Genomic DNA, 20,928 nt, shown 5'->3' with positions numbered 1-20,928 from the left:
TATTACGAAATTAATGATTTTAATGTAATAAATTCCTTTTCATAAACATTTTTCCTTGAGAATTTTTCTGGGACCCTCGTAACATCATATTTATCCTCGATTAATGATATTCTGGCCGCAGAAAGGGCATTGTCATGGATCTTATGTGGTGTGCTTGTATTTTCCTCATTAACTATCATCAACGGTGCTATGTTCTTTAATTCCTTTATTATCATATCACGGTTTGGTCTATCGCCATTTCCAATTTTTATTGTTATATACTTATATATATAACTTTTGGATATATTCAAAACCTCTGTTTTTATTATCTGAATATTCGGGCACTCGTAAGCCTCCATTAGAACATTATCGGCCATCACCGCTATACCTGGTCTGGGGCCTGGATCTATTCCTATGATAACATTTTCAAACTTATCCTTAAATAAAAGGGTCGCAAGGCTCATCCTAATGGCTTCAATGGATGAATCGGCCTTTATCTGATTCGGGAGTTTAAATGTATCCCTGCTGGAACTAAGTATAACCTTTATATCCTTTGGGATGTTGTATAAATCAGTTATACTAAAAAAGGGTATATGCCATTTTTTTAAATCTCTTATAATGTCATGGTAAAATCTAAAATCATGAGTATAAATTCCTACCCTGCTCATCTGCTTTAATAATAATATCATTATTTATAAATTTTTATATTAAATTTATCACTATTTTTCTTTCGCTAACAAATAAAAAAAATAAATATAAAAACGCAATAGGGTAATACTGGATAGGTGGCAGAGAGGTCATGCGTGGGACTGCAGATCCCATTTACTTGGGTTCAAATCCCAACCTATCCTTACCGTCCAAATCCACATGTTTTTGGCCATTTTCAAATAATTTTATTTTTGAAACCTCGTAAATTGCATCCTCCTGAGATGCATGGAGGTAAATCTGGGTCGATGATAAATCCTCGTGGCCTAATAACCTTGCAACATAAAATACAGATAAACCCTTTTTTAACAATTCCGTGGCATATGTATGCCTTGCCATGTGAGGATGGAACTTTACACCGGAATTCATTGAAACCCTCTTGCATATCTTCCTGAAATAATTATATGACATTTTTTTGCCTATTTTGGTTGTGAATAAATAATCCTTGTCGGATGATGTTTTTCCAGGAACCCTTTCAATTAAATAATCGTCTATTGCATTTTTAACCTCTTTTGGTAAATATATCTCCCTTTCTTTTTGTCCCTTTCCCGTCACAAATATCCTGTCATTTTTTACATCCTTTAATTTTAAATTTACGGCCTCCCCGAGCCTTATTCCGGTTCCAAATAAAAGGTAAAATATTGCCCTCTCCCTAACACCCTCCCTGGATGCCTCCATTAATAATTTGTTCTTTTCCTCCTCTGTGCATGTCTTAACTGTATATGTTTCATATTCCTTAAAATATTTCAACGGTTTTTCATTTTTATATATAACCACCTGTTTATTATTTTAATATACTCATTTGCAGTTTTATTGCTCCTTGTATTCCATATATTCCTTACAAGTTCCTGAAGGTCCTCCCTTTCCATGGATTTTGACTTATTTTCTATATATGGCATCCTCCTTAATGTATCATTAAAGATTCTATAAGAACCTAAAGGATGCCATATAAGAGGGAAACCTAATTATTACAGGAAGGCAATTATAAATATCTCATAAAATGGAAATATTTTTATTTAAGAATAATCACCAAATATTACCCTATTAATTTAAAAAGTTTAATATTATTTCTTGCTTAATATATCTGCAGGTGGTGTATAGTCAGGTATAATACCAGGTGCAAAAGATTTATCAGGTTTCATAAGGCCATATGATATTGCCATTAATAGAGGGATGATTGCCACAAAGCTTAATGCGACTGTCCAGTTTATTCTTGAAGCTAGTATAGTGGCTATTAATGGTACAGTTATCCCTGAAAAATTACCTAGAAAATTAAGCCATCCTCCATATGTTCCAGAAAAAATACCTCCTATATTAGCCCCGATTGACCATGCTGTTACCTGTTCGGGTGCTATCATAGCAAGCCCTAAAGATAGCCATATAACAGCTAAAGTGGAGTTAACTGCTGTAGCACCTAAAAGTAGAAAAACAGTACATAAAATAGATGATATAATTATTGGTATTGACCGTGTAACAAATAAGCTATGGCCTTTTTTAATGCCTCTATCCATAAATAATCCAGAAAGTATTACGGCTATGATGGCAATAATCCATGGTAACGTTCCTATCAAGTATAGTGATGATGCAGAGAAATGTCTAACTTCTTCAAGGTATATAGGCAACAGTGTAAGCATGACATAAAGAACAGCATCAGAACTAAAGTGCGCTATTCCAAGTGCCCAGAATCTACCATTTTTCAATAATTTCCCCCATGGAGCTATTTCTTTGGTATTATGTCCTCTTTCCTTTTGATTTGAAAAACTTTCAATTATATATTCAGATTCCGATTTTGATATCCATTTTGTATCTTCAGGATTATCTCTAATTACTATGAAATAAATAGCAATAAGTATTATTCCCATTATACCAAAAATATAAAATATATAACGCCATCCAATTGTAACAAGTATGTAAGTAGCCAGAAGTACACCAAGTATAGGGCCTGCAAACGTTCCTGCCATGGTAAACATGCCAGATTTACTACTTTCATCTTTCCTGAACCATCTAGATGTTATATTACTCTCTGTTGGAAAACTTGGGGCCTCACCTGCACCAAAAAATAGTCTTGATAAAAGCATCATTATATAATCAATAGAAGCTCCAGTCATAATTGTAAATGTTGACCACCATGCAACAGCCACTGTCATTATTTTTCTAGGCCCAAATCTTTCAGACATCATACCTCCGGGTATTTGAAAGATCGTATATGTAATAAAAAAGGCTGTAGTTAAAACTCCATACTCTACCAAGTTTATGTTTAACGGTCCACTGAATGCAGTGAAAGCTATTGCTATGTTTTCTCTATCTGCATATGTTATCATAAATATAAGAAAAAGAAACAATCCCATTATGTATCGTCTTTTATATTTTTTTAAGTTTTTTATCTTGTTTTTATTGTCATTTACATTTTCCTCATTACCTTCCATAGTAACATTATCAATAAAAAAGCATTTATACTTTAAGGTTGATATATAAACCAAAAACTTATAATAAGATATTAAAATCAAAACATGGGTGGATTAATGGGTGGTAAAATTGCACTTATTATTGATAAAAAAGATAATGTTGCCACTGTTTTAAATAATATAAAGAAGGGGGATACAATTATGCTTAGAGGATTAAATTTGGACGACCAGATTATATCTAATGATGATATACCAAGGGGACATAAAATTGCACTTATAAATATCAATAAAGGTGAATATATAATAAAATATGGGGAAATAATTGGAATGGCTATAAAAGATATAAAAAAAGGAGATTATGTTCATACACATAATATAGACAGTATAAGGGGTAAAATAGAGGTGTCTTAATGGAAGAGAAATTTTATGGATATGAGAGGAAGGATGGATATGGAACAAGAAATCATATACTAATTATACCAACGGTGACATGTTCAGAATTTCTGGTTAAAAAGATAGCTAAGGAATCATCAAAATTCTACAATAATGATGATGGTAAGATAAAGGTATTGCATAATCCATATGGATGTGGCCAGACTGGCGATGACCTTGAGCAGACAACAAGGACATTAATAAATATGGGTTTAAACCCAAATGTATACGGTGTGCTTGTTCTGAGCCTAGGATGTGAGAGTGTGGATTATAACCATGTAGCTGATACCATTTCATCAGAAAAACCTGTTGAATTTTTAAAGATTCAGGATTATGGCGGCCAAAAAACTATGGAAAAAGGAATAGAAAAAATAAAAAGTATTGCTAAAGATGCTATAAAGCAAACCAGGAAAGAAACCGATATGAGCTATATCACAGCTGGGTTGGAATGTGGTGGGTCAGATTACACAAGTGGACTAGCGTCAAACATTGTAGTTGGAAAGATCTCTGACTGGATAGTAAACAACGGGGGTACAACAATTATCAGCGAGGTACCTGAATTTATCGGTGCTGAACATTTATATGCAAAAAGGGCTGTGAATGAAGATATCCAGAAACAAATCCTAGAGACTGTATACAATTTTGAAAATAAATTAAAAATGGAGGCAAAAGTTGATTTCAGGAAAGGACAGCCCACTCCTGGAAATATAGAGGGTGGTTTAACAACAATTGAGGAAAAATCACTTGGTGCAGTTAAAAAATCTGGTACGGCTCCTGTGTCAGGAGTATTAAAATATGGGGAAAGACCAGAAGCAAGAGGGCATTATTTAATGAATACACCAGGATATGATGTAGAATCTGTGTCTGGTGAGGTAGCCGGTGGGGCCAATATAGTTATGTTCACAACAGGAAGGGGCACACCAACAGGTAACATTATAACCCCCGTCATAAAAATTACTGCAAATGAGGATACATATAAGATAATGGATGATTTAATAGATTTTGATGCAAGCCCTATAATGAGGGGAGAGGAAACCATTGATGAAGCCGCAGGTAAACTTAAGGAATTATTTGTAAGCGTTGCAAATGGTAGATTAACAAAGGCCGAATTAAATGAACAGGATGACTTCGCTATATATAGAATAGGTCCAACATATTAATTAGGTAAATAATTTTTTAAATGTTTTATTTTCAGCAAGTCTTAGATACTTATTTACCATGTTTATTGAAATATCAAAATGCCTCGCTATTTCAATTTCATTTACATCCTTTGGTATATTAAAATAACCATGGTTAAATGCATATACTAAAATTGATCTTGCCTTTTCTGTAATATCATATAATAAAACCGTCCTAGATTTTATTGAATCTATATTTGAATCAACATACTTTTGCGATATAACCGAAGCCTTTTCATTGAATTCTTTTAATATATACTCAAATTTCTCTTCTGGTGCAACAAAATACCAGTTTTCAAGCCCATCAAAAACCTCACAGTAATAGTCTAGTATTCCATTTTTGAAGATGGTATAATATAATGTTTCACTTAGCTTACCGCTGAATTTTATGTATTCAGATTTCCCGTTATAATACTGCAATGAAAGATTGTAAATTGAATTATTATTCCTTAAATTTGATGCTAATTTTTTTATATATTTTTCACCGCCAACTATTTTAAGTACTGTTGAATAATAATTATACCTTAGATCAGGTTGAAAAATAGTATGAAAGAGTTTTACTGGCAACATAGAAGTTTGTATGCTCCAGTCTGTATGTTCTGCAGTTATTGAATATAAATGGCATTTTGATGGCATAAATAATTAATTTGTATTATTATATAAAGTTTTTTATGATACCCAAACCAATAACTTTGGATCAAGTAACGATATAAGAAGGTATCGGTATTTTAATTAAAGAAAAAACCAGTCTAAAAAATATATTACTGCAATGAGTGATTTCCTTGCCATGTATTTAACTATATAGGTGATTTACATTGAATCAGAATTTGTTGCAAAATGAATTATGTAACTGACTTTTATTATTCGATTATTTTTTAAATCCCGTGACATTTGCTGCATAATCACCTATATAAGGTATAAAAATATCCTTGTTTATCGACGCCTCGTACCCTACATAGATGCCATAGAGCCAGACAATAGCTATCAGCAGATCAAATATATATAATAGTGGTAAAAATAAAGGCACCAAAAAATATGAAATAATATCAATTATGAATATCGCAATGCCGAGGAGTATTGCCTGCACACCGTGGAATTTCATCCTGTTATCATTTCCATACATGATATAAACAAGTATACCTGTTAAAACCGGAACCAGATATGCTATCAGGTACATTATTGAATTTTTATTTTCGTCTGACATTGTACGTTATTATAAGTCATATATATAAAGTTTTATCCAAATTGACATCCAAATGAATAATATTAATAATTAATTTATATTATATCATAGGTCAATTAACATGTATCAGCAGCAAAGGAATAAAAACGAGGATTTTTTGAGAAAATCCAATGCTATATCAACAGTTTCACTTTTTATTCTATTTCTTGTTTATATCATATTATCAGAATTTAAATTTTCAGTATACACTGTAATAATAATGGTAGTTATAACAGCAATAAATATCATATTATTTACCTATTTTAAGTATAAAATACACATAGGATATAAGGAGGAAAATATAAATATAATGGATTATGTATCAAGTGATTTAAGCTGGAGATATTTAATATATTTATCACTTTTCTTTGTTGGTATGGTTCTTGTTGAAAATTTTGTTCTTATAATAAGAGAATACTCGTATATGATTGTTTTAAACGCCTTTATATTTTTCATATGGGCTTTATCATTAAACAATCCAATGGTTACATTGTTAATTAAAAAATCAGTTCAGTTAAAAGATATTTTTATAGTGCATGAGGTCTCAGAATTATCACTCGAAATGGGTATAGAAACACCATCAATATATATTCTAAATACCGGCAACAGGATAGCAAATGCATTTGAAATTAATAGCAGGGAGGCATATGTTTTTATAACAAGTTATCTAATGAATATACTTGATTATAATGAAATAATAGCCGTACTTGCCCATGAATTATCTCATATAAAACTAAAGCATAACAGAAAAACAGCACTGATTAATTTCGGTGTATATATTATAGTAATAAATGTTGCGGCACTTGGATTTGTATTTAATATAGGAATACTTCTTGCACTTTCCCCATTCTTTTTTATATTCCTTATTGTATTCCTTTTTCTGATCATTCCTGCAATTAAAAGGAGAAATGAGGTCGCTGCAGATTTAAACGCAGTAAGGTATGTTAAAAAGGAATACCTTGAAAGTGCATTGATTAAAATATCAAACATTGAAAACATACCAGAAAATGTGATGAAATCATTAAGTCTGGATCATCCGGCCACATCAAAAAGAATTGAAATTATAGAAAAAAGTAAATCTTAATCGGCAATTATCCAGTTATGTTAAATCTTGTTGTTGCAGATGCGGAACTGCAGTTAATACCCGAACAAATGTTGGATGATCCAGCAATAAAGAAAATTGCAGCCAAAAACCATAAAAAACCATCAGAAATGTTACTTGACTCAAATTACATGCATACCTCCATAGATAAATATTTTCCAGGCAGGTCCACCAGAATGGGGCGCCCTGATATAATATATATATTTCTGGAGGTAGCCATGGAATCAATACTTAATAAAAGGGGGCTCCTGAGAATTTACATACATACAAAGGAAAATAAAATTATAGTAATAAATCCTGACGTGAGTCTTCCAAAATCATACAATAGGTTTACAGGCTTAATTGAGGATTTATTCAGGAAAAAGGAAATAAAGGTGGGCGGAAAGACATTATTATCCATGGAAAATGAGGATATAATAAGTTTCTTAAATAACACAGGAAAAAATACTGTGGTGCTCTCACCGCATGGTAAGTTTTCCAATCCATCTGATATAATAAACATGGATAATATCAATGTTGTTATAGGGGGATTTTCAGAAGGTGATTATGTTACAAATTTATATGACCATTTTAATTCATATTCCATATTTAAGGATGAATTAACCATATGGTCAGTGGGCATGGAGATAATTGCACAGTTTGAAAGATTTATCAAAGTTCTATAATAAATTTTATATGTAAAAATTAAAAAATATATCAGTTAGTTTATTATAAAAAACAAAAAAGATAAATTTATAGTTATAATACCGTTACAGATTATTATGGCACGAATGCATACACGTAAGAGAGGAAAATCCGGATCAAAAAGATTACAGCTTACCGAAAGGCCATCATGGCTGGTAACGGATGATGAAATTAAGGATCAAGTTTTGAAGATGAAAAAGGACGGGCTTTCAAAGTCAATGATAGGAATCAGGTTAAGAGATCAGTATGCGGTACCCGGTGTAAGACCTGTAATGCATAAGAAGATGTCCCAGATACTGGCAGAGAACGGTATTAAGGAGGATATACCAGAGGATCTATCATTCCTTATAAAGCGTTATAAAAATGTATCAAAGCATCTGCTTTTAAACAAAAAGGATATAAGCAACAGGCGTGGCAGGGATCTTATCATGTCCAAAATGCTAAGGCTTATTAGGTATTACAAAAGGACAGGAAGGCTTTCAAAAGACTGGTCTCTTGATAGAGTTCTGTGATGATAGAGGAAATCCTGGATAAAAAATTATACGATAATATCAATAAAGCATGTGAAAAGGTTAGGGGCGAATCATATGTACGGGTGCTTGCACATAATGATGGAGATGGTGTAAGCTCCGCAATTATATTATTAAACGCGCTTAAGAAATTAAATATAAAGTTTCATTTAAGTTTTGTTAAGAGCCTTGATAATGAGGGCTTCAGGCAGCTTTTTGAAGAGGAAAAGGACCCATTAACCATTATTGTTGATGCAGGGTCATCACAGATTCCTGGTATAATAGATTATGATAATTATATCATCCTTGATCATCATTTTTATAATCCTGTGGACGGTATAAGGGGAATTAACATAAATATAAGGGATTACGGCGTAAATGGCACAAGGGAGGCATGCGGTTCAACCATGGCATATATATTTTCACTTGTACTGGACGAATCCAACAGAAATCTATTCCCTTTTTTCCTATCAGGTGTAACATCAGATAAACAGGATATAGGTGGGTTATCCGGCCTCAATAAAAGCATTTACGATGCATATAATACATATAGCATTAAGCACACATTAAACCTTGAGGGAAATCTTGGAGATGCAATTACATACTCAGTTGATCCCTTTTTTAATGGGCTCACAGGAAATCCAGATGCAGTAAGGGGTTTTTTGCAGTCACTTAATATTAATTTTGATAAAAATATTCTGGACCTTAATGATGATGAAAATAAGACCCTTGCAAATGCACTGGCGTTAAAATTACTTGAGAATAATATCGGCTCTGATGGAATCAGGTATATTGAGGGTGACACACTTTATTATTCAGATCTTAATTTTACATCAAAGGAACTTGTTTCAATTATAGACGGAAACAGCAGGGTTGGTGAAAATTCACTTCCTGTCCAGTATTTTTTGGGTGATAATTCAGTAAGGTTAGAAATGCTAAATAATATAAAAATTTATAAAACCAAGTTAATAGATTACATATACCGTGCAAATTCAGAAATAACAGAAGAAAAATATTTAAGATATTTTTACGCCCCCGAATCCGAAATGGCAGGGCCAATTGCAGGGGCAATAGCACTCTACCTGATGAGGCCTGATAAGCCCGTAATAGGCTTCAATTCAGGGAATGATGATATCAAAATATCTTCCAGAGGGACCAGGGCCTTAATTGCCCGGGGATTAAACCTATCCGAGGTTATGTCCATTGCATGTAAAAAGGCGGGTGGTTCCGGCGGTGGTCATGATATAGCCGCAGGCGGTGTTATACCACCCGGAAGGGAAAAAATATTTATTGAGGCCGCCAGCGAGATAATAAAATCGCAGATACACCCATTGTAATTATAAATTTATTTAAGTATAAATGGCATTAACTGTTATGTATGATGATAATTTTAGGGAACTCATCCTGGATGTATCCAGTAAAATATACAATTTTGCAGAAATTGGCAGCCAGGAATATAAATCATCCAAACTTTTAATGGAAATTCTTCAATCAAAGGGATTTGTAATAACAAACCCATACATGGGCATGGATACAGCATTCAGGGCAGAATATGGTATAGGTCATCCAGCTGTTGGAATACTTGCGGAATTTGATGCACTTCCCAACGGCCATTCATGCGGCCATAATCTTATTTCTGCATGGGCCCTTGGCACGGCGATCAAGGTTGCGGAATCTTTAAAGTCAGGCAGAATCGTGGTATTTGGCACACCCTCTGAGGAGGGCATAGGTCCATATGCTGGAAGCAAGGCCATAATGGCGGAAAAGGGTGCATTTAAGGATATAGATTTTGTAATGGGCATGCATCCGGATGACAGATGGGCTGTCGGATCAAAGGCACTTGCTGACGCCGAGATGGAATTTACATTTCTTGGAAAATCTGCCCATATGGCTGCATCACCATGCTATGGAATAAACGCACTTGATGCCCTTGTTACCAGCTATACAGCAATTAATAATATGAGGGACTGGATAAAAAATGATAAGCATTCTGTCATAGGCATGATAATAAAGGAGGGAGGCAGGGCATCAAACGTTGTGCCTGACCGGGCCGTGCTTGAGGTGGATGTAAGGTCAAGCTCATCAGATTTCCTTAAAAAACTTGTTTTAAAAATAAAGAAGCTTGTTAAATCTGTTTCAGAGGGTTTTGGAACGCAATTAATTATTAAGGACCTCATGCCAATGTATACAGAATATAAGCCTAACAAAACCATAGATTCAATACTCCTTAAAAATCTTAATAAATTTAATATAAACGCCTATAATATAGATAACGAAGAGGGATATGGCTGCGGCAGTACAGACGAGGCCAATGTGAGTTTAAGTGTGCCGACAGGGCATATTGATATGAAAATAGGAACAAACATACCCGGGCATTCCGATGAATTCAGGAATGCAGCAAATCCAAAGCGCGCAGCTAATAATCTATTTACGACAATAAATGTTGCATATAATTCTATTATGGAAATTTTGGAGAATCAGGAAACCTTGGTTAAAATAAAAAATGAATTTGGTGGTGATCATGGAGAGAATTAAACCTCCGAAATTAAGGCCGGGGGATGAGATAAGGATAATAGCACCGGCCAGTGCACCTGATATGATCAGGCTGTCCAAGGGTATATCTAGGTTAAAGAAACTTGGCTACAGGGTAACGGTTGGGAAAAATATAAAGAAGCTTAACCAGAGAAATGATCTTGCAGCACCCGCAAAGGACCGTGCTGAGGAGTTAATGTCAGCCTTTAAGGATGATAATGTTAAGGCAATTTTCTGTGCAAGGGGCGGTTATGGGAGCATACATATACTATCACTACTTGATTATGATATAATACGTGATCATCCCAAAATATTTATGGGATACAGCGATATAACCGCACTGCATCTGGCAATAAATAGAAATGCAAATCTTATAACATTTCATGGCCCAATGGTTGCATCAGATATAGAGGATTTTGCAAAACCCAGTATAAAGGATTTTATGGATATATTAACAGGCAATTCCACAAAGATAAATATATATGAGGACAGGCTAATAAAATACATTATACCGGGAAATACGGAGGGCCTTTCAATGGGTACAAATATATCCCTTGTTGCATCACTTCTTGGTACAAATTATATACCGGATACAACCGGAAGAATATTCTTCATAGAGGATACAGATGTAACATCAGGTGACATAGACAGGTATTTCTTCAGCATGAAACTTGCAGATATTGTGGATAAATTCAATGGTTTTGTCTTTGGTGATTTTAAGGCCATATTTGATAAGGAAGAGCCAATGCCATCAATAGAGGATGTAATACAAAAATTTATGAACGAAATAAATAAGCCATCACTTTATGGTGCACCATTTGGGCATGGTGAGGAACAGATGATAATACCTTTAAATGCAATGGTCAGAATATCAGATGAGGAACCCTACATAAGCCTTTCTGAAAACGTTGTTGACTAATAAAATTATTACCAGGAATCATAAAAAAATCAAAAACATTTTTTAAACAATATAAAATAAGCGTTTGATAAAATGAAAATAAATACCCTTGTTTATGGCATTTATCCAAAAACAAATGAATTGCGATTAAGCATCAGCAGATGGGAAAAAGGTCTTCTTCCGGACGCGGCACTTAATGATCGCATTGACGATGAAAAGCATGAGTTCTATGACCGGTTAAATAATAATGGAATTTTATATACAGACCCATTATTTAACTGGTATGATATTTTTAGGCCCCTGGTTCTTATTACCGATGGCATGCAGCCAGGTCCCCTTACAAGATATAAGGAAACAAATACATTTTACCGCATGCCAGAGGTATCTGAAATTGGTGGTATAAAGTATTCCCCTGATAAATTCACACCATTAAATGAAAACCCTCCACTCCCCCTATATGCCGAGTATGGTAAAGATTTTAATGCATTTTTGCCATCACCCTATACATTTTTTAGAATGTCCAGGGTGGAAATGGCATATAATGACTTTGAAAAACAGCTGTTAAATAATTATGTACAGATACTTAAGAAATTTAGGACCAAAAATGTGGTCCTGTTTGACTCAATGCCATATGAAAAAAACAGTGTATTGAATCTGGAGGATTTTGTTAAGGAATACAATGTAAGGTTAATAACAGCTGGAAATATATATAAGGAGAATATTAGGGGAAGACCAAAATCTATAATATGCGATAATAATGAAAACAACGTAAAAATTGCATCAGAAATTTCTGATGAACCAGGAATAAAATTAATAGACGGATACAACACAAAACTGGAAAAACCTGAGGATATAAAGAATGAGGCCCTAAAATACGATCTTGATTCCATTATTATTACGCACACAGAATATTTTGATTTTCTCCCCAGGATGATTGCAGATAAAAAAATAGAAATTATGTCAAAAATAGGTGATTAAAAATGTCAGAAAAATATTTAATATCACAGGAAATTGGTAGTTTTAGAAAACCAACATATCTGAGCTCTGTTTTTCATAAAATTCAGGGAACTGAGGAATTTAACGTACTTGCGGGAAGGGCCACCATTGAAACCATAGACCTTTTTAAAAAGGCCGGCCTGGATAATATAGGCGTTGGCGGAGAAATGTTCAGATGGGAAATGTATGAGCACCAGGCAAACCGGATAAACGGAATAACATTCTATGGCCCGGTCAGGTCTTTTGATAACAGATATTACAAGAAAGGTAGCATAACTGATAGGATAGAAAGAAAGGAACCATACCATCTGGATGAGTTAGAATTTCTTCTTGAAAATAATATATCAAATATAAAAATTCCTGTTACAGGACCTTATACAATGATGGACTGGTCATTTAATGAACACTACAGGGATAGATATGAAACTGCCATGGAATTTGCCAAGCTTCTTAATGAGGATATGAGGGAGCTGAAAAGGGAATGGGATAGAAAATATCCGGGTAAAAAGCTTGAAATTCAGATAGATGAGCCAGCCACCACAACACATCCGGATGAGATGAATATTGTCGTTGATTCAATAAATAAATCCGTTGAGGGAATAGATAATGTTGAATTTTCGATGCACGTTTGTTATAGCATTGATTATAGACTTCTTTATGATGTTATGGATGACATAAAAATAGATGGTTTTAACCTTGAATTTGCAAATCGTGATACACTCGAACGGGGTACTGATGATTCCTCCAGACCCGGTTACACTGATTTAAAGTATTTTAATGAACATAATGATAAGAAAAAATTTATGGGTCTAGGTGTAACAGATGTACATATAGATTATATTGAGCCGGTGGAGCTAATAAAGGATAGAATTAATTATGCCTTAAAAATACTCCCGCCCGAATTAATACGCCTGAATCCTGACTGTGGACTTAGAACAAGAACCAGGGAAATCGGATATGAAAAATTAAAAAACATGGATATTGCAAGGCAGGAAATTCTTAAGGAAATTCGTTAAATATATCCCAATCCTCCTCATTTTTCCTTTTTCTAAAGAATATTTTTATCATTATTAAAATGTATGCAATAATGCCACCTATTATTAGTGCATTGATGCCGTAGTTTATCAGGTTATATGTTACCTTAACCTCTGATGTGGAAATAAATGCTCCCTGGGCCGTGTATGCTGATATAATTATATAATATGTTTTTCCCGGCTCTATATTGGTTAGCACCGTAAAATCGACACCCTGTGTAAAAATAGTTTTATCATGATATCCAACCATATTGGGATTTGTTGAATAAAATATTTCATATAGGCCAAAATCAGGACCAGAATATTGATTCCATGACAGGTAAAGAAAATAAAACATGAATGGGAACAAATATGTGATTTTAAATGGTATATATACCAGGTTTATGTTTGCCGGTGCCAATGAAACGTTCTGATTACTCATGTTTTTATTTGCATTAATGTTTAATGTACTGTTTTTATAATATTCCAGTGAAAATTTTAATGTATTTTTCCCTGCCGGTAAAAAGACAATGTAATGTCCCTGTGGGCTTGAATATCCCGATATTCTTCCATTGCTGTACACTGCCACATGCGCCAGTGCATAATTAAACTCTATATTTGTGATATAACCTGTAACTTTATACAATGAAGATTTTGGCAGCAATAAAAATTCCCTGAATACATTTTCTGAGGGATAAAGATTCATGGTAAAGTTTTTTCCGATAAATCCGGGTGAGGTAATATTTACAGCTATGTGTTCTGGCCTAATTGATTCCTTAAAAATACCATAACTTCCAGGAATGTTACGTCCATTAACAATTACGGTTGTGTTGGCATTATAGACAAAAAATGTTATTGTTATATTTTTTGGATTTAGTGTAAATGTTTTAGTCGAATTAAAATGGCCGTAAATGGTATTATAGCCATCAGAATATATTATTATACTGTTATTTCCATTAATTCCATATATACTGAAATTATTGGTATTTCCTGAATATTTAAAATAGTAATCATCAATGATATACTTTGATTCATTAAAGTAAACCGGTTCAGGAATTGTATTTATATTATATATTGATATTTTGGGTATGTATATGGTTCTTGAAACATTAATTCCAGAAATGGTTGCATTGACATTATAAACCCCAGGGTCAAGTTTATCGCTGTTACCTTTTAATCTCAAACCGTTAACATAGAAAACTGTTTTCTGGCCATTATTTGCATAAAGGAACAGCCCCGATGTGCTACTGTATGATAAATTATACAGTATTTCAGGTTTATAGCCATTCTTATACAGATATCCAGGTGTGATATTATATGAAAATGCTGCTGTAAAATTCTTATTATTATATGTTATTCCCAGATCACCGTGGTTCTCAAGGCCGGATACATGGGATTCATAGTATGCATAGGGTATTAAACTGTAACTGTTATTTTTAATTATTAAATTTGAAAAGGTTCCATGCGGTATATATGCATTGTAAATACCCGAATTTTCCTGCAGAACGCCTATGGCCCCTTTATAAAAACCGGCATCATTCAATAATATACCGTTTATTTCATTAACTTTTGAATTATTTGCCTTAAATATTATATTATAATTATTATATAGAATTGTAAGATTCGCTTCCCCGCCTCCATTGAATGTGCCATTAAATTCCACGCCCGCGTCATCTATGATATAATGATAATAATATCCGGAAAGATTTGCAAGTATTCCAAATTCAACGTAATTATTATAAGAACCATACATTGATATGAAATAATATGTGCTTCCATTGAAACCCTCAAGGTTATTATGACCAGCATCTATACTTGCTGAGATTTCAGTGAGATTTTCAGTTCCATTGAGGTAAACAATTGATCCATAACCCTTTAGTATTACCCTGGAATCATTAATCAGATTGCTTACCATGGGAGTTCCAAGGCCATCGACCGGATTCCATCCTGAATGTGCCGAGTAGCCATTATTACTGCCTGATGTAATTTGAGTGAAATCCTTTGAATAAAAATGTGTCCGTGCTATCTGATATAATAATGGATTAACCAATCCTAAAGACCTGTTATTATACTGATCCATTAATGCAATTATTCCTGCCCAGATCGGTGTGCCCACACTTGTACCACCTATTTTGTATGTGGTTCCCGACACAACAATAAGAACCCCTGTGTTGGGGTTTGCCACCATGGATACATCTGGAACACCGCGTTGAGTAGAATTATAGCCTGTTGCGTTCTGATAGTATGGTGTGGAGAAATACGATGAATAGCCACCCCCACTGCCAGACCATGCTGTCTGTGAGTATGTCCCATCATGGCAGTAAAGGCTTGTTCCACCCACTGAAAGAACATAGGGGTCTGCGGCAGGGAAGTTCACAGTTTTTGCTGATGTACCATCATCGGCACCATTATCACCTGACGCAGCAACCACTGTAATATTTTTATCAGCTGCCTCCATATATATGCTGTTAAATACCTTTAATTCGCTTGCATTTAATGAGGATTCGGCAGAACCCCAGCTAAGGGATATCACATTTTCAGACAGGTTGCCAACTGCCCATGCCACAGCCTGAACAAGAGTACTATTTGAATTTGGTGCAAGCACGAGATTTATTTTTGCATCGGGTGCTATGGCATGGCTCCACTCAACATCCACTGCAGTTTCAATGGCCCAGCCAGAATTTTTAGATGTTATTGGGCCTACAGGGGTATATATGCTTAAATTTACAGGGGGTAAATCAGTTATATTATCAAATGATTCAACGTCATACATTATATTTGGGTCACCATAGGCATCAACTATCGTTATTGTTGTATTTTGACCTCTGAATCCACTATTTTCAATATAGCCAATGTCATAGGCATTGTATATATCATATGGCGTGTATGCACCACCGTCGAATCTGGATGTATTTACAATTAAATACGGTACAAATCCATTGGAATCATTTGATTTAAATGAGCTTATACCTATATTATTCAATGATGAGAATATGCTTTTTTCATTATAATAATTATATAAATTATATGTTGCAGTTAAAATATTTCCATAATATGTGTAATTAATATTATTATACCTTAAAATTTTATTAACCACAGGATGCAGGTAGGATGGAACGTATGCCATATACTGGCCTGTTTGGCTGGATACTGGCTCCACTGTAATTTGATTTTCATTGAGGCCTGAACTAGCATATGATATAAATGATAGAATCAATATGAATATGAATATGCCGGCGACAATCTTTTTGAGCATATACAGCTAAAAACAATCTTTATTTAAATACTTAATTGTGGTAATTTGGTTTTAAATAAAAAAAGATTTAAATCATATTTTACATACAGTATTAAATGTACAAAATACTGGTAGCAATATTACTATCCATGTTCTTAATCGCCGCACCGGCTGTTGCCAATTCATCCCAGAATTTGCCAGCACCACCAAGCGTGCTTCCGACCATTACGTATTATTATAATGGTACAGAATATAATATATCAAATTCAGTATGGGTTAATTTTTTTTCTAATGTTATTGACAATAAAAAGTATGTAACATATAACTGGTCAGCAGTGGATACGCAGTATCTTATTGTGTTTGATCTTTCATATACATCAATGAATCCATACGGCGCATACTTTCTTTTAAAACTTTCTGAAACAGGCAGTCCAACAATGGCAAACATGACAAAGGCATTTCTTGATACAGAAAATGTGTCCTCTCATGTTAAGGGGTATACAAACATACAGGCACTTGATGCAGGTGCATATCCTGGATTTTCATTTTCAAAACCCGTGGTGGCACGCAAAACAGTTCAGTACGAGGAGGCAGGGGCAATAATAGCCATCATAGCAGGGATGTTTGTCCTTTATTTTATCTTTAATAGAAAAAAATGAATTAAATACAATTTAAGCATTATATAATAATGAAAAAAATTGTTATTGGATTATCCGGTGCATCAGGTTCAATTTATGGCATACGCCTTCTTGAAAAAATAAAGGAGGCTGAAATACATTTAATAATATCTGAAAGTGCAAAAAAGGTAATAGAACTGGAAACTGATTATGACTTAAATTATATAAAAAATCTGGCTGATTATGTTTATGATGATTCCAATATAGCTGCCACAGTAAGTTCCGGGAGTTTTATCTTTGATTCTTATATAATAATACCATGTTCATCATCCACAATGGCCAAAATAGCCGTTGGCATATCTGATACCTTAATATCCAGGGTGGCCCTTGTTGCCATGAAGGAAAGAAGGAGGATTATAATAGTTCCAAGAGAAACACCACTGAGCACCATCATGATAAAAAATATGCTTGCACTTTCAGAAAGTGGTGTGATAATAGCGCCGGCAATGCCGGGATTTTACAGCAGGCCAAAAACAGTTGACGATATGGTTAATTCCATGGTTGGAAGGGTAATGGATTTAGCGGGAATTGAAAATGAAATTTCTAAAAGATGGAGTCACCCATAAATTTATGGCAGACCATATGGCAAAAAGGGCCTGCGAATGGCTCCGCTTTATGGGTTATGATGTTGAATATCCGGATGTACATTATGATAATGAAATACTCAAGATTTGTATTGAAAATAATTTAATACTATTAACAAGGGATATAGAGTTCTATAAAAGGTACTCGCTTTCAATATTTCTGGATAGCACCGATTATAAAGATCAGGTAAGTGAAATAATAAGCCTCTTTCCACCGGATAAAAAACTTTTTTTTACAAGATGCCCGGTGTGCAATTCAATTCTTGTGGATGTTAGCACTGATACGCTGGATCCTTTAAAATATACAATGGTCAGGCAAAAATTTAAAACAGTTAAATACTGTAAGAAATGCAATAAATATTACTGGGAAGGTTCTCATTATAAAAAAATTCTTAATGAAATTAATAAAATTTTAAAATTTAAAAGTATTTAACCGATCTTTTAATTATCATTCATTGAAAATACTGGAAAATAATATTGGAAATGATGAGTTAAAAATACGGATAGAAACACTTGACGATCTCTGGTATATAAAAAATTTACTTGAACCCGGGGACCTAATAGTATCTGATGTCTTTAGAAGGGTTGAGCTTAATGACGACATGGACAGGGCAAAATCAACAGAAAGAAAGAAAATTAAGGTAAAATTAAAGGTTGAAAAAGTAGATTTTCAGCCTTATACCGATAAGATTAAAATTCTTGGCGAGATAATAGAGGGTGATGAAGCCGGTAGCCATCAATCAATCTTTCTTGGTACCGATGATGAATTCCTCCTTATTAAAGAATTTACAGATGAGGATTTAAACCTACTCAGGGAGGCAACCGATACCTCTCAGAGTACTGGAATTTATTTTATTTCCATGGATGATGAGGAGGCAACAGTATGCGCATTAAGACCATATGGAATACAGGAACTTGCAAGCATAAAATCTGGAAAGTCTGGAAAATATTTTGATGTCAAGCAGCAATCATCAGGTTATTACCAGGAAATTGAATATGTTTTAAAAAATATAAGGGATATTATTATTTTAATCATTCTAGGACCTGGATTTGAACACTCTAAGTTTTATAATTTCATTAACCAGAACCCGTATTTTAAAAATTTTAAAAAATATGATTTTGCCGTTGAGGATACGGGCAAAAGAGGAATTTATGAATTCCTGGGGAGTGAAAAAAGTGAAAATATTCTAAAAAATTCAAGGCTCGTGAGGGATGAAAAAATTATAAATAAGTTTCTTGAAGGGCTAAATAAAAGCGCCACAAGCATATATGGTTATGGGGATATATTAAAATATGCACAGATGGGTATAATTCAGGATTTAATTATTTCAGAGGAAAAATTTCATGCCCCGGAAACAAGGGAGCTTCTTTCGATTTTAAATGGATCAGCAAACATACATGTTATAAGCCGTTACTCTGATTCCGGTGAAATTATAAAAAAATTTGGGGGATACTGTGCCATATTAAGATATTCAATCAAATAATGTCCAACTTAACAGGAGTTCCCGCTCTGTTATATGCGGAATAATTTTTTAAATCATATGGATATCCAACAATAATATGAATCTGCCCGGTATTTGAGAACATATGCAGATCAGCATCAGACGGCCTTGTATTTCCGGATGGATGTGAATGCACAGATCCAACATATGAAAAATCAATGGGTATGGAATACATTGGGAAGATAACATGGACATTTCCATTTACAGTGCCAGGAAGTATGGCTATTTCATAAATTATATTTCCCTCAGCCCTGAGCATTGCACCAAACTCATTTGGATATGAATCCTTCGATGCCTCCATTATCATTTCCATTGTCTTCTTTCTAATTAACCACATCCTTAATCAGCTTTGTTCTTAACCTTTCAAAGAAGGAATCCTTCATCTCAATAAATGTTAAATGTTCCCTGGATACCCTGATTTCAACCATGTCATTTTCATTTATCTTTCTTTCCTTCTGGCCGTCCAATATAACTATGGAATCATATTTTCCTATTGATTTAATTTTTACTGAACTGGTTTCAGGGCAGACAATTGGCCGGAGCCTTGAACCAAAAGGTGCTATATAGGATATTACCATTGCCCTTAATGATGGTATCAATATTGGGCCTCCAGCACTGTAGGAGTAGGATGTAGATCCTATTGGTGTTGCCACAATAACACCGTCAGCGCTGGTATTTTCCATAAACTTATCATCTATATACACACTAAATTTTCTTATTTTAGAAATTTTACCTGTATGTATGACCACATCATTAATGCATTTTCCAAATAACCTATTATTTATAAATACATCAAGTTTCATTACGCTGTACTCCCTGTAATTACCCCTAATTAAATTATAAATTGATTCCTCAATGCTGCCTATTTCAACCTCAGATAAAAATCCAAGACCGCCAACATTTATGCCGAGTATCTTTCCTTTAGAAAACTGGGCTGTTCTCAGTATTGTTCCATCACCACCAATGACTATTAAAATATCAGCTTTAATATTGCTAAAATTATAACCCTTTTTATGAAGGGCCATGGCAAGTTTCATTTCAAGAAAAACCTCCCAGTCCTCAGGAATTATTTCAAGAATCCTCTTTGCTATTTTTATACACGAAGCGCAGTTTACCCTGGTTATTATACCTATCTTCATACCAATTCCCCACGTGGACGGCACCTTAAATATTGGTTTTTCCAAATTCAGGTATAGCAATATAAAAGATATTTATTTAAGATTTTGTAGCAAAATATTATTTAATTATATGTTGTATGTAAAATAAGTAAAGTAT

23 protein-coding genes and 1 tRNA gene are annotated in these 20,928 nt (G+C 34.0%); 15 read left to right on the top strand and 9 right to left on the bottom strand.

Annotation, left to right across the window (positions count from 1 at the left end):
* Positions 1 to 2: 2 nt before the first annotated feature.
* Positions 3 to 647, bottom strand: coding sequence for a hypothetical protein (locus tag AOG55_RS08170; RefSeq protein ID WP_054964291.1), 645 nt, complete (start codon positions 645 to 647; stop codon positions 3 to 5).
* A gap of 111 nt (positions 648 to 758) precedes the next feature.
* Here AOG55_RS08170 and AOG55_RS08165 point away from each other — a divergent pair.
* Positions 759 to 830 (top strand) — tRNA-Cys (locus AOG55_RS08165).
* Here the strand turns inward: AOG55_RS08165 and AOG55_RS09210 are convergent.
* The 3 genes from AOG55_RS09210 to AOG55_RS08160 all read right to left on the bottom strand — a co-directional run bounded on the left by AOG55_RS09210 (position 802) and on the right by AOG55_RS08160 (position 3,110).
* Positions 802 to 1,461: a tyrosine-type recombinase/integrase gene (locus tag AOG55_RS09210; RefSeq protein ID WP_084779434.1), complete on the bottom strand. Its 660-nt coding sequence runs from the start codon at positions 1,459 to 1,461 to the stop codon at positions 802 to 804. The two genes, AOG55_RS08165 and AOG55_RS09210, sit on opposite strands and share 29 nt — an antisense overlap.
* A complete protein-coding gene (locus tag AOG55_RS09420) occupies positions 1,431 to 1,583 on the bottom strand; it encodes a hypothetical protein (protein WP_156318810.1) in 153 nt (50 codons plus the stop codon). Before AOG55_RS09420 ends, AOG55_RS09210 begins: the two co-directional genes overlap by 31 nt.
* 165 nt (positions 1,584 to 1,748) lie before the next feature.
* Positions 1,749 to 3,110 carry an MFS transporter gene (locus tag AOG55_RS08160; protein ID WP_055041160.1) on the bottom strand — a complete coding sequence of 454 codons (1,362 nt, stop codon included), beginning with the start codon at positions 3,108 to 3,110 and terminating at the stop codon, positions 1,749 to 1,751.
* A 96-nt stretch (positions 3,111 to 3,206) separates the two neighbouring features.
* On the opposite strand from AOG55_RS08160, the gene AOG55_RS08155 reads away from it, so the two are divergent.
* Both AOG55_RS08155 and AOG55_RS08150 read left to right on the top strand, forming a co-directional pair.
* On the top strand, positions 3,207 to 3,500 hold the full coding sequence (locus AOG55_RS08155; RefSeq protein ID WP_055041164.1) for a UxaA family hydrolase: 294 nt from the start codon (positions 3,207 to 3,209) through the stop codon (positions 3,498 to 3,500).
* The gene (locus tag AOG55_RS08150) at positions 3,500 to 4,681 is read left to right on the top strand and encodes a UxaA family hydrolase (RefSeq protein ID WP_055041159.1); all 1,182 of its coding nucleotides are present in this window, start codon (positions 3,500 to 3,502) and stop codon (positions 4,679 to 4,681) included. The genes AOG55_RS08155 and AOG55_RS08150 overlap by 1 nt, the downstream gene beginning before the upstream one ends.
* Here the strand turns inward: AOG55_RS08150 and AOG55_RS08145 are convergent, their stop codons facing one another.
* Together AOG55_RS08145 and AOG55_RS08140 are read right to left on the bottom strand one after the other, a co-directional pair.
* Positions 4,682 to 5,335 carry a helix-turn-helix domain-containing protein gene (locus AOG55_RS08145; RefSeq protein WP_055041158.1) on the bottom strand — a complete coding sequence of 218 codons (654 nt, stop codon included), beginning with the start codon at positions 5,333 to 5,335 and terminating at the stop codon, positions 4,682 to 4,684.
* 232 nt (positions 5,336 to 5,567) lie between these two features.
* A complete protein-coding gene (locus AOG55_RS08140; protein ID WP_055041157.1) occupies positions 5,568 to 5,903 on the bottom strand; it encodes a hypothetical protein in 336 nt (111 codons plus the stop codon).
* Between the two features lie 100 nt (positions 5,904 to 6,003).
* Between AOG55_RS08140 and AOG55_RS08135 the strand changes: the two genes are divergently transcribed.
* The 8 genes from AOG55_RS08135 to AOG55_RS08100 all read left to right on the top strand — a co-directional run bounded on the left by AOG55_RS08135 (position 6,004) and on the right by AOG55_RS08100 (position 13,658).
* A complete protein-coding gene (locus AOG55_RS08135) occupies positions 6,004 to 7,005 on the top strand; it encodes a M48 family metallopeptidase (protein ID WP_055041156.1) in 1,002 nt (333 codons plus the stop codon).
* A gap of 17 nt (positions 7,006 to 7,022) precedes the next feature.
* The gene (locus tag AOG55_RS08130) at positions 7,023 to 7,688 is read left to right on the top strand and encodes a 16S rRNA methyltransferase (protein ID WP_048101708.1); all 666 of its coding nucleotides are present in this window, start codon (positions 7,023 to 7,025) and stop codon (positions 7,686 to 7,688) included.
* A gap of 96 nt (positions 7,689 to 7,784) precedes the next feature.
* Positions 7,785 to 8,219 carry a 30S ribosomal protein S15 gene (locus AOG55_RS08125; RefSeq protein WP_048101707.1) on the top strand — a complete coding sequence of 145 codons (435 nt, stop codon included), beginning with the start codon at positions 7,785 to 7,787 and terminating at the stop codon, positions 8,217 to 8,219.
* Complete coding sequence (locus AOG55_RS08120) at positions 8,219 to 9,553, top strand: DHH family phosphoesterase (protein WP_055041155.1); 1,335 nt, start codon at positions 8,219 to 8,221, stop codon at positions 9,551 to 9,553. Before AOG55_RS08125 ends, AOG55_RS08120 begins: the two co-directional genes overlap by 1 nt.
* Before the next feature lie 37 nt (positions 9,554 to 9,590).
* Positions 9,591 to 10,751 (top strand): amidohydrolase, encoded by a 1,161-nt coding sequence (locus AOG55_RS08115; RefSeq protein WP_084779433.1) that lies wholly within the window; start codon positions 9,591 to 9,593, stop codon positions 10,749 to 10,751.
* Entirely contained in the window at positions 10,738 to 11,667 is a 930-nt protein-coding gene (locus AOG55_RS08110) for a S66 peptidase family protein (RefSeq protein WP_048101704.1), read from the top strand. Before AOG55_RS08115 ends, AOG55_RS08110 begins: the two co-directional genes overlap by 14 nt.
* 72 nt (positions 11,668 to 11,739) lie before the next feature.
* On the top strand, positions 11,740 to 12,624 hold the full coding sequence (locus AOG55_RS08105) for a hypothetical protein (RefSeq protein WP_048101703.1): 885 nt from the start codon (positions 11,740 to 11,742) through the stop codon (positions 12,622 to 12,624).
* A 2-nt stretch (positions 12,625 to 12,626) separates the two neighbouring features.
* The gene (locus tag AOG55_RS08100; RefSeq protein WP_055041153.1) at positions 12,627 to 13,658 is read left to right on the top strand and encodes a methionine synthase; all 1,032 of its coding nucleotides are present in this window, start codon (positions 12,627 to 12,629) and stop codon (positions 13,656 to 13,658) included.
* Here the strand turns inward: AOG55_RS08100 and AOG55_RS08095 are convergent.
* Complete coding sequence (locus AOG55_RS08095) at positions 13,642 to 16,911, bottom strand: S8 family serine peptidase (protein ID WP_055041152.1); 3,270 nt, start codon at positions 16,909 to 16,911, stop codon at positions 13,642 to 13,644. The two genes, AOG55_RS08100 and AOG55_RS08095, sit on opposite strands and share 17 nt — an antisense overlap.
* A gap of 95 nt (positions 16,912 to 17,006) precedes the next feature.
* Between AOG55_RS08095 and AOG55_RS08090 the strand changes: the two genes are divergently transcribed.
* The 4 genes from AOG55_RS08090 to AOG55_RS08075 are packed head-to-tail and all read left to right on the top strand — an operon-like array spanning position 17,007 to position 19,635.
* On the top strand, positions 17,007 to 17,549 hold the full coding sequence (locus AOG55_RS08090) for a hypothetical protein (RefSeq protein WP_048101701.1): 543 nt from the start codon (positions 17,007 to 17,009) through the stop codon (positions 17,547 to 17,549).
* Between the two features lie 29 nt (positions 17,550 to 17,578).
* Positions 17,579 to 18,133, top strand: coding sequence for a UbiX family flavin prenyltransferase (locus AOG55_RS08085; RefSeq protein ID WP_048101700.1), 555 nt, complete (start codon positions 17,579 to 17,581; stop codon positions 18,131 to 18,133).
* Between the two features lie 4 nt (positions 18,134 to 18,137).
* Entirely contained in the window at positions 18,138 to 18,584 is a 447-nt protein-coding gene (locus AOG55_RS08080; protein ID WP_162200879.1) for a Mut7-C RNAse domain-containing protein, read from the top strand.
* A 22-nt stretch (positions 18,585 to 18,606) separates the two neighbouring features.
* Positions 18,607 to 19,635: an mRNA surveillance protein pelota gene (locus AOG55_RS08075; protein WP_055041151.1), complete on the top strand. Its 1,029-nt coding sequence runs from the start codon at positions 18,607 to 18,609 to the stop codon at positions 19,633 to 19,635.
* Here AOG55_RS08075 and AOG55_RS08070 read toward each other — a convergent pair.
* Together AOG55_RS08070 and AOG55_RS08065 are read right to left on the bottom strand one after the other, a co-directional pair.
* A complete protein-coding gene (locus AOG55_RS08070; RefSeq protein ID WP_048101698.1) occupies positions 19,628 to 19,990 on the bottom strand; it encodes a Mov34/MPN/PAD-1 family protein in 363 nt (120 codons plus the stop codon). The two genes, AOG55_RS08075 and AOG55_RS08070, sit on opposite strands and share 8 nt — an antisense overlap.
* A complete protein-coding gene (locus AOG55_RS08065; RefSeq protein ID WP_048101839.1) occupies positions 19,977 to 20,792 on the bottom strand; it encodes an NAD(+) kinase in 816 nt (271 codons plus the stop codon). The genes AOG55_RS08070 and AOG55_RS08065 overlap by 14 nt, the downstream gene beginning before the upstream one ends.
* Positions 20,793 to 20,928: the final 136 nt, after the last annotated feature.

The sequence above is a fragment of the Acidiplasma cupricumulans genome, assembly GCF_001402935.1.
Lineage (GTDB): Archaea > Thermoplasmatota > Thermoplasmata > Thermoplasmatales > Thermoplasmataceae > Acidiplasma > Acidiplasma aeolicum.
This window is presented reverse-complemented; position numbering and strand designations above follow the sequence as displayed.